The 14,272-nt window shown below is 55.0% G+C and carries 13 protein-coding genes; 5 read left to right on the forward strand and 8 right to left on the reverse strand.

Features of this window, described 5'->3' with window-relative positions; translation table 11 throughout:
- Window positions 1–13 precede the first annotated feature (13 nt).
- Both norV and norW read left to right on the forward strand, forming a co-directional pair.
- The gene (gene norV / locus EHN13_RS02515; protein WP_124020822.1) at window positions 14–1,462 is read left to right on the forward strand and encodes an anaerobic nitric oxide reductase flavorubredoxin; all 1,449 of its coding nucleotides are present in this window, start codon (window positions 14–16) and stop codon (window positions 1,460–1,462) included.
- Entirely contained in the window at window positions 1,459–2,592 is a 1,134-nt protein-coding gene (norW, locus tag EHN13_RS02520) for an NADH:flavorubredoxin reductase NorW (RefSeq protein ID WP_124020823.1), read from the forward strand. The genes norV and norW overlap by 4 nt, the downstream gene beginning before the upstream one ends.
- Before the next feature lie 110 nt (window positions 2,593–2,702).
- On the opposite strand, the gene hypF is transcribed toward norW, so the two are convergent.
- The 3 genes from hypF to EHN13_RS02535 form a co-directional block, all read right to left on the reverse strand.
- Window positions 2,703–4,943: a carbamoyltransferase HypF gene (gene hypF / locus EHN13_RS02525; protein ID WP_124020824.1), complete on the reverse strand. Its 2,241-nt coding sequence runs from the start codon at window positions 4,941–4,943 to the stop codon at window positions 2,703–2,705.
- Window positions 4,944–5,037: 94 nt separating this feature from the next.
- Window positions 5,038–5,583, reverse strand: coding sequence for an electron transport protein HydN (gene hydN / locus EHN13_RS02530; protein WP_003037366.1), 546 nt, complete (start codon window positions 5,581–5,583; stop codon window positions 5,038–5,040).
- Window positions 5,584–5,734: 151 nt separating this feature from the next.
- Entirely contained in the window at window positions 5,735–6,742 is a 1,008-nt protein-coding gene (locus EHN13_RS02535; RefSeq protein ID WP_048213491.1) for a LacI family DNA-binding transcriptional regulator, read from the reverse strand.
- Window positions 6,743–7,006: 264 nt separating this feature from the next.
- Between EHN13_RS02535 and ascF the strand changes: the two genes are divergently transcribed.
- The 3 genes from ascF to EHN13_RS02550 all read left to right on the forward strand — a co-directional run bounded on the left by ascF (window position 7,007) and on the right by EHN13_RS02550 (window position 10,320).
- A complete protein-coding gene (ascF, locus tag EHN13_RS02540) occupies window positions 7,007–8,461 on the forward strand; it encodes a PTS cellobiose/arbutin/salicin transporter subunit IIBC (protein ID WP_124020825.1) in 1,455 nt (484 codons plus the stop codon).
- A 22-nt stretch (window positions 8,462–8,483) separates the two neighbouring features.
- Window positions 8,484–9,908: a 6-phospho-beta-glucosidase gene (locus tag EHN13_RS02545; protein WP_124020826.1), complete on the forward strand. Its 1,425-nt coding sequence runs from the start codon at window positions 8,484–8,486 to the stop codon at window positions 9,906–9,908.
- A 172-nt stretch (window positions 9,909–10,080) separates the two neighbouring features.
- Window positions 10,081–10,320, forward strand: a complete 240-nt coding sequence (locus EHN13_RS02550) for a SymE family type I addiction module toxin (RefSeq protein ID WP_061068454.1) — start codon at window positions 10,081–10,083, stop codon at window positions 10,318–10,320.
- 53 nt (window positions 10,321–10,373) lie between these two features.
- Here EHN13_RS02550 and hycI read toward each other — a convergent pair whose 3' ends face one another.
- From hycI to hycE, 5 genes are read right to left on the reverse strand one after another with little or no spacing between them, the layout of a single operon-like run.
- A complete protein-coding gene (hycI, locus tag EHN13_RS02555) occupies window positions 10,374–10,844 on the reverse strand; it encodes a hydrogenase maturation peptidase HycI (protein ID WP_124020827.1) in 471 nt (156 codons plus the stop codon).
- Window positions 10,837–11,247 carry a formate hydrogenlyase maturation HycH family protein gene (locus EHN13_RS02560; RefSeq protein WP_005130585.1) on the reverse strand — a complete coding sequence of 137 codons (411 nt, stop codon included), beginning with the start codon at window positions 11,245–11,247 and terminating at the stop codon, window positions 10,837–10,839. Before EHN13_RS02560 ends, hycI begins: the two co-directional genes overlap by 8 nt.
- Window positions 11,244–12,011 (reverse strand): formate hydrogenlyase subunit HycG, encoded by a 768-nt coding sequence (hycG, locus tag EHN13_RS02565; RefSeq protein WP_003037388.1) that lies wholly within the window; start codon window positions 12,009–12,011, stop codon window positions 11,244–11,246. The genes EHN13_RS02560 and hycG overlap by 4 nt, the downstream gene beginning before the upstream one ends.
- Window positions 12,011–12,553: a formate hydrogenlyase subunit HycF gene (gene hycF, locus EHN13_RS02570; protein WP_101741657.1), complete on the reverse strand. Its 543-nt coding sequence runs from the start codon at window positions 12,551–12,553 to the stop codon at window positions 12,011–12,013. Before hycF ends, hycG begins: the two co-directional genes overlap by 1 nt.
- A gap of 9 nt (window positions 12,554–12,562) precedes the next feature.
- Window positions 12,563–14,272 (reverse strand): formate hydrogenlyase subunit HycE, encoded by a 1,710-nt coding sequence (gene hycE, locus EHN13_RS02575; RefSeq protein WP_005130590.1) that lies wholly within the window; start codon window positions 14,270–14,272, stop codon window positions 12,563–12,565.

The following is a 14,272-nucleotide window of genomic DNA, read 5'->3' on the forward strand; positions in this document are numbered from 1 at the left end:
AATTGAGGTTGTTATGTCTATTCTGGTTAAAAATAACATTCATTGGGTTGGCCAACGTGACTGGGAAGTGCGTGATTTCCACGGAACTGAATACAAAACGCTGCGCGGCAGCAGCTACAACAGCTATCTCATCCGTGAAGAAAAAAATGTCCTGATCGATACAGTAGACCACAAGTTTAGCCGTGAATTCGTGCAGAACCTGCGCAGTGAAATTGACCTCGCGGATATCGACTACATCATCATTAACCATGCAGAAGAAGACCACGCCGGGGCGCTGACCGAGCTGATGTCCTGCATCCCGGACACGCCGATTTACTGCACAGCCAACGCCATTGACTCTATCAACGGGCACCACCATCACCCGGAATGGAACTTTAACGTGGTGAAAACCGGTGATTCGCTGGACATTGGTAACGGCAAGCAGCTGATCTTCGTTGAAACGCCGATGCTGCACTGGCCGGACAGTATGATGACCTACATGACCGGCGATGCGGTGCTGTTCAGTAACGACGCCTTCGGTCAGCACTACTGCGACGAACGTCTGTTTAACGACGAAGTTGACCAGACTGAACTGTTCGAACAGTGCCAGCGTTACTACGCCAACATCCTGACGCCATTCAGCCGTCTGGTTACACCGAAAATTACTGAGATCCTCGGCTTCAACCTGCCGGTCGATATGATTGCCACTTCCCATGGCGTGGTATGGCGCGACAACCCGACACAAATCGTTGAGCTGTACCTGAAATGGGCGGCGGATTATCAGGAAGACCGCATCACCATTTTCTACGACACTATGTCCAACAACACCCGCATGATGGCGGACGCGATTGCCCAGGGCATCAACGAAGTTGACCCGAATGTAGCGGTGAAAATCTTTAACGTCGCCCGTAGCGACAAAAACGAAGTTCTGACCAACGTCTTCCGCTCTAAAGGCGTGCTGGTCGGGACTTCCACAATGAACAACGTGATGATGCCGAAAATCGCCGGTCTGGTGGAAGAGATGACCGGCCTGCGTTTTCGTAACAAGCGTGCCAGCGCCTTTGGTTCACACGGCTGGAGCGGCGGTGCAGTAGACCGTTTGTCCACGCGTTTGCAGGATGCAGGTTTCGAAATGTCGCTGAGCCTGAAAGCGAAATGGCGTCCGGACCAGGATGCACTGGAACTGTGCCGCCAGCACGGCCGTGAAATCGCGCGTCAGTGGGCGCTGGCTCCATTGCCGGAAACAACTGTGAAAGCCGTCGCCCAGGAAGAAGCCTGTGCGTGTGCCGCTGCGGCTGCCGCCGATCTTGGTCCAAGCATGCAGTGCAGCGTGTGCCAGTGGATTTACGACCCAGCAAAAGGTGAACCGTTGCAGGACGTTGCACCGGGTACGCCGTGGAGCGACGTGCCGGATAACTTCCTGTGCCCGGAATGTTCATTAGGTAAAGACGTCTTCGACGTACTGGCAACGGAGGCAAAATGAGCCACGGCATTGTCATTATTGGTTCGGGCTTCGCCGCCCGCCAGTTAGTCAAAAATATCCGTAAGCAGGATGCGAATGTTCCGCTGACCTTAATTGCCGCGGACAGCATGGATGAGTACAACAAGCCCGATCTCAGCCACGTTATCAGTCAGTCACAGCGTGCAGACGACCTCACCCGCCAGTCGGCGGGTGAGTTTGCCGAACAGTTTAATTTGCGCCTGTTCCCACATACCTGGGTAACCGACATCGACGCCGATGCCCACGTAGTGAAAAGTCAGGACAAGCAGTGGCAGTACGAAAAACTGGTGCTGGCAACGGGGGCTTCAGCCTTTGTACCTCCGGTTAGCGGGCGTGAGTTAATGCTTACATTGAACAGCCAACAAGAGTACCGCGCCTGTGAAACGCAGCTGCGTGACGCCCGGCGGGTACTGATTGTTGGCGGTGGCCTGATTGGTAGCGAACTGGCGATGGATTTCTGTCGTGCAAGTAAAGCGGTGACGCTTATCGACAACGCCGCCAGCATTCTGGCCTCGCTGATGCCGCCGGAAGTCAGCAGTCGCTTACAGCATCATCTGACCGATATGGGTGTCCATCTGCTGCTGAAATCACAGCTTCAGAGTCTGGAGAAAACCAGCACCGGTATTCGCGCCACGCTCGATCGTAGCCGCAACGTCGAAGTCGATGCGGTGATTGCCGCCACCGGCCTGCGCCCGGAAACCGCACTGGCGCGTCGCGCCGGATTGAACATCAATCGTGGCGTCTGCGTCGACAGCTACCTGCAGACCAGCCACCCGGACATTTATGCCCTCGGCGACTGTGCGGAGATTAACGGTCAGGTGCTCCCGTTCCTGCAGCCGATTCAGCTGAGCGCCATGTATCTGGCGAAAAACCTGCTCGGCGGCAATGCGCCATTGAAACTGCCAGCCATGCTGGTAAAAGTCAAAACGCCAGAACTGCCTTTGCATTTGGCCGGGGAAACCCAGCGCCGCGATCTAAACTGGCACATCGCCGCCGAAGCACAGGGGATGGTCGCCAGAGGGATGAACGACGAAGGCCAGCTGTGTGCGTTTGTCGTCAGTGAAGACCGCATGAAAGAGGCCTTTGCGCTGCTGAAAACGTTGCCCGTGTAAGTCCAGAGTACCGTTGCTTGATTTATTAACCTCACGCACATGGATGTGCGTTGCCACTTGTCGGTATGCCCCGACATGTTTTTCTTGCCCCGCCAGTCCCGGGGCTTTTTTTATTTTTGCGTCAACACCCGCGCCGCAGCAATCACGCCCTGCCCCAATGACAGCCCGCCGTCGCCCGCCGGTAAACGCTGCGGGAACAATAAGGTAAAATCACGCAGATAAAACGCCAGCCGGGATGACAGCAAGCGGTTATGCATCACGCCACCGCTGAATACTAACGTTTTAATTCCGCACGCTTCGGCCTGCTCACGCATCAGCGTGGCAAAACCACACGCCAGCGCGTCGTGAAACGCCCACGCTCTTTCTGCAGGGTCGGTCTGCCAGGTCAGCCATTGCTGCCAAAAAATCGCTAAGTCCAGTTGATTGCCATTAAGCGGCACCGTAACAGGGTGATCAACGCCTGCACACTGCGATGCCAGCGCCTCCAGCGCGCAGGCCGCCTCACCTTCATAACTCAACGATTCCGGCGCACAATGCAACGCGGCGGCAACCGCATCAAACAAGCGCCCACACGACGATGCCAGCGGGGCATTGATTCCCCGCTCGATGGCGCGCGCCAGTACGTTCCAGTTTTGATGCTGTAGCCCCGATGTTTCCGGGTAACGCTGCCAGTCAGGAACAAAACGCAGGCACTGCGCGAGCAAATTGCGCCATGGCTGTTTTGCCGCTAAATCGCCGCCCGCCAGCGCTACCGCCGGTAAGCCGCCAAGGTGTTCGCATTCACGGTAGTTGACCCGCAGACATTCGCCGCCCCACAGCACGCCATTTTCCCCCATGCCGATGCCATCCAGCGTCAGGGCAATCACATCGCCGCCGTCGAGCGGCCAGCCGTGCTCGGCCAGGCATGCCGCAGCATGCGCATGATGATGCAGCACCGTTTCGGTTGGCAGATTCATCTCGCTGGCCCACTGGCTGGAAACATAGCCAGGGTGCGCATCATGCACGATACGCTGCGGCGTAAAGTCATAAATGTTCTGGATCAGACGTAACGCATCACGCCACTGCTGCTGAATGCCGTCATCACTGAGATCGCCTAAATGCTGGCTGATAACCGCCTGTTCGCCGCGCACCAGGCAGAAAGTATTTTTCAGATCCGCGCCTAAGCACAGCATCGGCGGCACGTCACGAAACCCCGGCGGCAGTGCTATCGCATCCGGCACGTAACCCCGGGAGCGGCGCAGTATTTCCCCGCTTTGACGCACCACGGAGTCATCCATGCGCTGCACAATTTCGCGGTTATGCAGCAGGAAACCATCAGCAATCGCACTTAAATCTTCCAGCGCCTGGGCGTTGGTAATGGCCGGAGGCCTGCCGCTGAGATTGCCGGAGGTCATCACCAGTGGACAATTCATCTCTTGTAAGAGCAAATGCTGCAACGGATTCGCGGGCAGCATAACGCCTACTTCCGTTAACCCTGGCGCAATGCCCTCGCTCAATGCAGCGACATAGCGTTTCTGCATCAGCACGATTGGCGCGGCAGGGGTTGTCAGCAAATGACGTGCGGGTTCAGGTAATCCGTCATCAGCAGGCAGCATTACCGCCAGCGGTTTCGCCGGACGGTGTTTACGCAGCCTGAGCAGTGCGACGGCGTCATCATTGCGCGCATCGCACACCAGATGAAAGCCGCCAATGCCTTTCACGGCCACAATGCCGCCCGCTTTCAGCTGTGCCACCGCCGCCTGCAGGGCGTCTTCTTTTTCAGCCCGCACGTCAGTACTGATCCATTCCAGATGCGGGCCGCATGCCGGACAGGCAACAGGCTGGGCATGGAAGCGACGGTCATACGGGTCACGATACTCTTTGTCGCATTGCGCACAGAGTGGGAACGACGCCATCACGGTCAACGGACGGTCATACGGCATGGCGCGGATAATGGTAAAACGTGGGCCGCAGTGGGTGCAGTTGATAAAGGGATAACGATAGCGGCGTTCGCCGGGAGTGTTCATTTCAATCAGACATTCGGGGCAGGTCGCGGCGTCCGGGACGATTTGCGTATTCATCGTACCGCCAGCACTTTGACGAATCGAGAAGTCAGCAGGTTGCTGCGTCCAGGCGAATGCTTCGCTCTCAACGCTGTCAATGCGCGCCAGCGGTGGGCAGTGTTGATGTAACTGCGCAATAAACTCCGCCGGATCTTCCTGCAAGCGCACAACCACACCGTCACCGTCGTTACACACGTCGCCATGCAGCTGTAACCGTTGCGCCAGTTGCCAGACGTAGGGGCGAAATCCGACGCCCTGTACCTTGCCGCGAATACGCAACTGTACGCCGGAGGGGGTGTTTATTGTCATGATGAATTCCCGCGGTATTGTATCCCTGAAATATCCATTTGCCGGATGGCGGTTTCGCCTTATCCGGCATGTATTTTACGCGGATTTTCAGATATCAGAACAGCAAAGATGCGGTGGAATCCAGCGCCGCGCGACGGCGTTTTTCCGCGCTCAGTTGCTCAAGCTTGTTGCGATCCACATAAATCAGCGCGTGAGTCGGGCACACTTCCATACAGGCAGGACCGGCCTCACGGTGGTGGCACAGGTCGCACTTATTGGCTTCGGCTTTTTCTGCACGGACGTTCAGACCCGCGCCGCTGTTACGCACAACCGGACGCACGACCACTTCCATTGCGCCGTAAGGACAAGCCACAACGCAAGTTTTGCAACCAATGCAGCGTTCCTGCATCACGTGGACAAAGCCTTTATCACGGCTGATTGCACCGTTCGGACAGACATTAGCGCACGGCGCGTCTTCACACTGGCGGCACAGCGTCGCCGTGGAGACATTAACGCCTTTGATGACGTGAATACGGGGTAAAAAAGTTTCAGGGGTCAGCGATGCGCAGTCCTGGTTATCCTGATGGGATACCACGCAGGCCACTTCACAGGTACGGCAACCAATGCATTTATTGGCGTCTGCAATGATGAAACGGTTCATCAATTTCTCCAGCAATGACAGAATATCTGCCGAAGCATTCACAAATCGTGCCAGATTTTAATTTACTGTTATTAAAGGATTTTTATTATAATGAATACAAAGATGGCGTGTCATCGTCACTAGTGACGATGACAAATGACAGCCGTCAGCGCTAAGCGGGCGGCGCAACAGAGTCGCGCTGGATGAGTTCACCGGTGAAAGTCTTTGGCGGCGTAAACGCCCCGTCACCCAACATAAAGATCAGGCGCCCAATCGTTTCCTGAATCATTTCTGTTACCGGAATTTTTACGCTGGAAAGCGCAGGAATAGTGTATGGTGCGAGGGTGATATCATCGAAGCCAATCACCGACACCTGTAAAGGCACCCGCACACCATGGGCGTGTAACTGCTTCATCGCGCCGATCGCCATATCGTCATTGCTGGCCACCAGCGCGGTAAAATTGACCTTACGTGAAAGCAACGCATCAACGCCCGCAGCACCGCAGGCTGGCGTCCACTTTCCCTTAACAATCAAGTCATTATTAAGCGCAATACCATGATGTGCCAGCGCGTCTTTATAACCTGAAAGTCGCTCCACGCCGGTTGGAGAATCCATCGAGCCGGTAATAAAACCAATCTCTTTATGCCCGGCGGCAATGAGCTGAGTAACGGCGTTAAAGCTGGTCTGCTTTTGATCACACCATACGCTGTGGCTACTGTTTTTCCGCAGGCGTCGGTTAAGCACCATAATCGGCTGAGTATGGGCGTCGATGATATCGTCTATCTCATCCACACTGAGAAAACGCGGATAGATCATAATCGCGTCGCAGCGTAAGTCCAGAAGGTATTGGATCGCCTGGCGTTCTTCCTCAGCGCTGTGCTTACCGTCAGCCAGCAACAGCTGACGCCCCTTATCCTCCGCCATGCGTGCGGTATGAAACAACAGTTCGCTGAAATAGACGCCGTGATAAAGGGTGTTCGTCACCACCAGTCCCAGCGTCTGCGTGGTTTTCGCCGCCAGACTGCGCGCCAGCAAGTTTGGGCGGTAACCACTCTCTTCAATGGCCTGAAACACGCGGTCTTTGGTCTCCTGGCTGACATAACCGTTTCCGGAAAGCACCCGGGAAACTGTCGCTTTCGACACCCCGGCACGCTTCGCCACCTCCAGCATCGTGGTCATATTACTCATCCCTATTCTCTCAATGTGACGCAGTGTACTGCACCGTTTCGCCGCTGTCCTTGCTGCTACATCGCAGACGCCAACATCCAGTGACAAACATCACAATTACAATAAATGATCAAAATTAAATCTTGCTCAATATAAATAAATTAAACATTCTTTTGCGGAACCGGTTTCCTATCTGCGTTTCATAACCCAGAAAAGCGACCCAACGTAAACGGATAAAACATAACGTACCCTACTGATAAAACAGGATTAAATCCGATGTCCAAGAATTATGCAGCGCTGGCGCGCTCCGTTGTGACGGCTCTGGGAGGCGTTGACAACATCACAGCAGTGACCCACTGTATGACCCGTTTGCGTTTCGTTATCAAAGATGACTCGCAGGTCGACAGCGCGACGCTGAAGACGCTTTCTGGCGTACTTGGCGTGGTGCGTAGCGATAACCAGTGCCAGGTGATCATCGGCAACACCGTTTCGCAGGCGTATCGCGAAGTGGTCAGCCTGTTGCCTGCCAATATGCAGCCCGCTGAGCCGCAAACCAAACCCCGACTGACGCTGAAGCGGATTGGCGCGGGGATCCTCGACGCGCTGATCGGCACCATGTCGCCGTTGATCCCGGCAATTATCGGTGGATCAATGCTCAAGCTGCTGGCAATGATCCTCGAAATGACCGGCGTGCTGGAGAAAGGATCGTCCACGCTCACCATTCTTACCGTTATCGGTGACGGCTCATTTTTCTTCCTGCCGCTGATGGTCGCCGCGTCGGCCGCTATCAAATTCAAAACCAACATGTCGTTGGCAATCGCCATCGCGGGCGTACTGGTGCATCCCAGCTTCATCGATCTGATGGCGAAGGCTGCGCAGGGTGAGCACGTTGAGTTTGCCCTGATCCCGGTGACGGCAGTGAAATACACCTACACGGTGATCCCGGCGCTGGTGATGACCTGGTGCTTGTCATACATCGAACGTTGGGTCGATCGTATTACTCCGGCGGTGACCAAAAACTTCCTCAAACCGATGTTGATCGTGCTGATCGCCGCGCCGCTCGCCATCGTCATCATTGGCCCGATCGGCATCTGGATCGGTAGCGCAATTTCAGCGCTGGTGTATACCATTCACGGCTATCTCGGTTGGCTGTCAGTGGCCATTATGGGCGCATTGTGGCCGCTGCTGGTGATGACCGGTATGCATCGCGTTTTCACGCCAACCATTATTCAGACCATTGCCGAAACCGGAAAAGAAGGCATGGTGATGCCGTCGGAAATCGGCGCCAACTTGTCGTTAGGCGGTTCATCGCTGGCAGTGGCATGGAAAACCAAAAACCCGGAACTGCGTCAGACGGCGTTAGCGGCAGCCGCCTCTGCCATCATGGCAGGGATTTCCGAACCCGCGCTGTATGGCGTGGCGATCCGCCTGAAACGACCACTGATTGCGAGTCTTATCAGCGGTTTTATCTGCGGTGCCGTTGCCGGCATGGCCGGACTTGCAAGCCACTCCATGGCGGCTCCAGGTCTGTTCACCAGCGTACAGTTTTTCGATCCGGCCAATCCGATGACTATCGTATGGGTGTTTGGCGTGATGGCGCTGGCTGTGGTGCTTTCCTTTGTATTAACACTGATTCTCGGCTTTGAAGATATTCCTGTCGAAGATGCCGCCGCGCAGGCCAGAAAAAATCAGGCCGCACAACCGGGCAATATCAATGGAGCCAGCATTTGACTGGTATGAACTGAGGTTAATTATGTCTGTTTTTCCGCAAGGATTTTTATGGGGCGGCGCACTGGCCGCCAACCAGTCTGAAGGGGCGTACCGGGAAGGTGGCAAAGGGCTGACGACCGTCGATATGATCCCTCACGGCACAAGTCGCATGCCCGTCAAACTGGGACAGGAAAAGCGCTTTACGTTGCGGGATAACGAATTTTATCCCAGCCATCAGGCGATCGACTTTTATCATCGCTATAAAGAAGATATCGCGCTAATGGCGGAAATGGGGTTTACGGTATTTCGTACTTCCATTGCCTGGAGCCGTCTCTACCCTAACGGCGATGAGCTGACGCCGAATAAAGAGGGCATCGGGTTTTACCAGAACGTGTTTGCCGAGTGTAAAAAATACGGTATTGAGCCATTAGTCACGCTGTGTCACTTCGACGTGCCAATGCATCTGGTCACCGAGTACGGCTCCTGGCGTAACCGCAAAATGGTTGAGTTCTTTACCCGCTACGCCCGTACCTGCTTTGAGGCCTTTGACGGACTGGTGAAGTACTGGCTGACGTTCAACGAAATCAACATTATGCTGCACAGCCCCTTTTCAGGCGCCGGGCTGGTATTTGAAGAAGGTGAAAATCAGGATCAGGTGAAATATCAGTCCGCTCACCACGAACTGATAGCCAGCGCCCTGGCGACTAAAATAGCCCATGAAATTAATCCGCAAAACCAGGTCGGTTGTATGCTGGCTGGCGGTAATTTTTATCCTTATTCCTGTAAACCAGAAGATGTGTGGACCGCGCTGGAAAAAGACCGCGAAAACCTGTTCTTTATTGATGTGCAGGCGCGCGGGGCCTACCCGGCTTATTCTGCCCGCGTGTTTCGCGAAAAAGGCGTGGTCATAGAAAAAGCCCCGGAAGATGACGACATCCTGAAAAACACCGTCGATTTCGTCTCGTTCAGCTATTACGCATCGCGCTGCGCCTCGGCGGAAATGAACACCGGCAATACCAGCACCGCCAACGTGGTGAAATCGCTACGTAATCCATACATTGCCGCCAGCGAATGGGGATGGGGCATCGATCCGCTCGGTCTGCGCATCACCATGAATATGATGTATGACCGCTACCAGAAACCGCTATTTCTGGTGGAGAACGGGCTGGGGGCGAAAGATGAAATCGATGCCAATGGTGAGATCAATGACGACTATCGCATCAGCTATTTACGCGAGCACATTCGCGCCATGGCAGACGCGATTGAAGATGGCGTGCCGCTGATGGGTTACACCACCTGGGGCTGTATTGACCTGGTTTCTGCCTCAACCGGTGAGATGAGCAAACGCTACGGTTTTGTGTATGTGGACCGCGATGATGCGGGCAACGGCACGCTGTCGCGCACCCGTAAGAAATCATTCTGGTGGTACAAAAAAGTAATCGCCAGCAACGGTGCCGATCTGGCATAACAGATCTGTCGGAGGGGGTTACAGCCTTCCGGCAGAATTACATATTTTCATTTCATTTATTACATTCCAGATGTGGAATCGTCCTTCCAGTTTCAGGTTTGCCCTCATCTTTTTTTACTGGCATTTTATTCAGTAGTTTTTAATCCTGGCCGTTCACCACAAGGAAACGTGCATGTCTGATAAAAATGGCACAACAGCAGTGGCTATCACTAAACCCGTACGTCGATTGAAAGTTGGCTATGTCAGAAAACGCCATGAAGATCCCAAAACGGGTTACACGCGACGAATCAGTCGGCACGCCTCACTCACGCTGAACGGCGACTGGCTGGAACAAGCAGGGTTTCCTACCGGTACGGCAGTGAGTGTGTCAGTGATGCAGGGGAAATTAATTATAGAGCAGGCCATTGAGTAACGAGGAAGGCGGGAAACAGGCCGGATGTCACTCACATCCGGCACTGATACGGTTTACTCTTCTGGCGCTTCCAGCTCGGAGAATCCACCGTGTCCTTCCCAACCGGCTAATTGCTGATAGACGGTATCAACAGCATCTTTGATCGGCTGTGTCATCGGGTAGTAAAAACCGACGATGTCCGGTTGAATGCCGAGGAAAATCACCTCACCAACGTCGTCTTTCAACTGATCGACCAGGTAACTCAGCGGCATGTTATGGGTGGTCATCATGAACATCTCGGCAATGTCATCGGGATCGATAATGCGGATTTCACCTGGGGTCAGCCCCATATCGGTGGCATCAACAATCAACAAACGTTGCGGACGCAGTTCACGGATGGCGACAATATCGTTCTCCGGCGCGCTACCGCCGTCGATGACAACCCAGTTGCCTTGAGGATTTGCAGCACACATTTCAGCCAGCAGCGGGCCCGCGCCGTCATCGCCCATCATGCTGTTACCCACACATAATAAAACGTCAGTCACGGTGTCTCCTCACCATCAGATAGATGGCGCTTTCCTGGTGTATGTCGTGCAGCATGCTAAGCATCAGCTTGCTCCACTCCTGCTGCTGCGGGGTCTGTACGGCACGCGCATCATCGAACGCGCGTGCCAGCATTTGCACATGGTTGAAATCGATAACGATCTCGCCGTATTTCGGCACACCTTCCATTTTCCGGCGGGCTTCGCTTCCCTCAGCAAGGGTAGCAATCCATGCCAGATAGTCATCCCATGGACAAGTTAACGCCGCTTCCAGGCAATCGATGATCCCAAGGTGGTGACCAATCGCCAGGCTGTAATAGACAACCTGCTGCGCCTCGGCGGGCGTCGCATCGTTCTCATCAATAAACTTACGGCTCAGTTGGCTGAACACCACCGTTTCACTCATCGGATACGCGCCTCTTCGACAACATGGTTAAGATGCGTGACGATCTCGGTCAGACGCGGATCGTTTTCCGCCTCCAGCCAGCGCGCCACCTGATGCTCGCCCTGCCCTAACTGCGTCATATAGTCATCAGCAATCTGGCGACCATAGCGGTATCCCGCCAGACGGCGAGCCTCGCGATCCACCTTCACGCGCAGCGGCTGAACCATATCCGGATGCAGAATTTCAGCAGGTTGTTCGTCCAGTTCGCCCGGCGCACGTGCATGAATTTTCTGTTCCAACAGGCCAAGCGCCATCGCAAAACCATACAGCGTGGCTGCAGGCGTTGGCGGGCAGCCAGGGATATACACATCCACCGGTACGATTTTGTCGGTGCCGCCCCATACGCAGTATAAGTCGTGGAAAATACCACCGCTGTTACCGCAGGCACCGTAAGAGATACAAATTTTCGGGTCTGGCGCAGACTGCCAGGCGCGCAGCGCCGGAGAGCGCATGGCACGGGTTACCGCGCCGGTAAACAGCAGGATATCCGCATGGCGCGGGGACGGTACCACTTTGATGCCAAAACGTTCGGCGTCAAACAACGGAGACAGCGTGGCGAAGATTTCAATTTCGCAACCGTTGCAGCCGCCGCAGTCCACACGGTAAACGTACGCTGAACGCTTGATGCTTTTTAGCAGCGACGCTTTCATGCTGGCAATGGATTCATCCACCGTCATCGGTACCGGAATACCGTTGGCGTCACGTGGGCCTAATAAATTGCTCATCAGCTGGCCTCTTTCATATGGCGAGTCAGTTCAATACGGTCAGACGGCACCAGGCATTTCTGGCGCTTACAGTCCGGGCAGGTCTCAAAGCTGTCACGGTGATTTTCCGCGCGGCTATCACCGTTGTGCTTAAGCAGCGCAATGGCGTAATCAATCTCTTTTTGTACCGCAAACGGACGGTTACATACGCGGCAATTACACAGCGCAAAGCGGGACTGCTGCAGGAAATCCTCTTTCTTCCACACCGCCAGCTCATACTCCTGCGACAGCTTGATCGCCGCCGTCGGGCAAACTTCTTCGCAACGGGCGCAGAAGATGCAGCGACCGAGATTGAACTGCCACGCCAGCTCATTGGTGGCCAGATCGGTTTCTACCGTCAACGCGTTCGACGGGCACGCATTCACACAGGCCGCGCAGCCAATACACTGCTGCGGATTATGTTCCGGTTTGCCACGGAAGTTTTTATCGACCGCAATCGGCTCCAGCGGATACGACGACGTCGGCGCCCCGGTTTTGATGACTTTTTTGATAAAGGTAAACATGGCGATTCCTTATTTCAGCGGCGAGTTTTTACGCTCGATGCTGTAGCGCTCAAGTTCTTTGTACGGCACGACTTTGCTCTTCTTCTTACGTACATCGACCACGGTCATACGGTCAGTACAGGAGTAGCAAGGATCGAGGCTACCGATAATCAGCGGCGCATCGGAAACGGTATTACCACGCAGCATGTAGCGCAGCGTCGGCCAGTTGGCGTAGGTCGCCGCACGGCAGCGCCAGCGATACAGTTTCTGGTTGTCGCCGGTCATGCTCCAGTGGATGTCATCTCCACGCGGCGCTTCAGCAAAGCCCAGTGCGAAACGGTGAGGAATGTAGGTAAAGCCTTCCACCATCAGCGGGCCGCCCGGCAGGTTATCCAGACCAAAGTCGATCATATTCAGTGCGGTGTAGACTTCATTAATACGAACTTTCAGACGAGAAATAACGTCGCAGCCTTGCTCGCTATGAACTTCCATCGGCAGCAGACCATAACCGACAAACGGGTGATCGGCGCGGGTGTCGCGCGCGTGGCCGCTGGCGCGAACCATCGGGCCGACGTTACTGAAGTCACGAGCAATTTCCGGGTCCAGACGACCAATACCGACCGTACGCTGTTCCATATTCGGCGTGCTGAGCAGCATATCGACCAGTTCCTGCACGTCCCGACGCATCTGCTGCGCCAGTTGACGGGTCTGGATCATATCTTCTTTCAGCAGATCACGACGAATACCGCCGATCAGGTTCAGACCGTAAGTTTTACGCGCCCCGGTGAGGATCTCCGCCATCTTCATCGACGTTTCACGCACGCGGAAGAACTGCATAAAGCCGGAGTCAAAACCGGTGAAGTGACAGGCCAGGCCGAGGTTCAGCAGGTGCGAGTGCAGACGCTCAACTTCCAGTAGAATGGCGCGGATCATCTGCGCACGTTCCGGCACCACGATGCCCATCGCATTCTCAACGGAGGTGGTATAGGCGGTGCTATGCGCAAAGCCGCAGATACCACACACGCGATCTGACAGGAACGTCACTTCGTTGTAACCCATGCGGGTTTCCGCCAGTTTCTCCATGCCGCGGTGGACATAGAACAGGCGGTAGTCGGCGTCGATGATGTTCTCGCCGTCAACGAACAGGCGGAAGTGACCGGGTTCATCGGAGGTGACGTGCAGCGGACCAATTGGCACCACGTTGTTTTTCTTGTCGCCCAGTTCGTTGATGAACTCGTAGGTTTCAGCATCGGTAGTCGGCGCCGGGCGCTGACGATAATCCATGCTGTCTTTACGCAGCGGATAGAGTTCGTCCGGCCAGTCATCGGGCAGTACCAGACGACGCTCATCCGGCAAACCTACCGGGATCAAACCGTACATATCGCGCACTTCGCGCTCGCCCCAGACCGCAGCCGGAACGCGCGGCGTGACGGACGGGAACTCCAGCTTATTGGCATCGACTTCAACGCGGACGGTTATCCAGCATTTGGTGCCCTGCTCCATCGACATCACATAATAAACAGCGTAATGGCCGCACAGCTGGCGTTCGTCGTTACCAAACAACACGGACAACCAGCCGCCCTGTTTGTAGTACAGGAACTCCACCACTTCCGGCAGGTAGTTCACCTTGACGGTGATCGTCAGCTGATCTTTGGTCTGCCAGGCTTCATCCAGCACCACGCCCGGAAAGGCCTGGTGCAGCGCAGCGAGATAGTGTTGACCTAATTTTTCTTCAGACAT

The sequence above is a fragment of the Citrobacter youngae genome (assembly GCF_003818115.1).
GTDB lineage: Bacteria > Pseudomonadota > Gammaproteobacteria > Enterobacterales > Enterobacteriaceae > Citrobacter > Citrobacter youngae.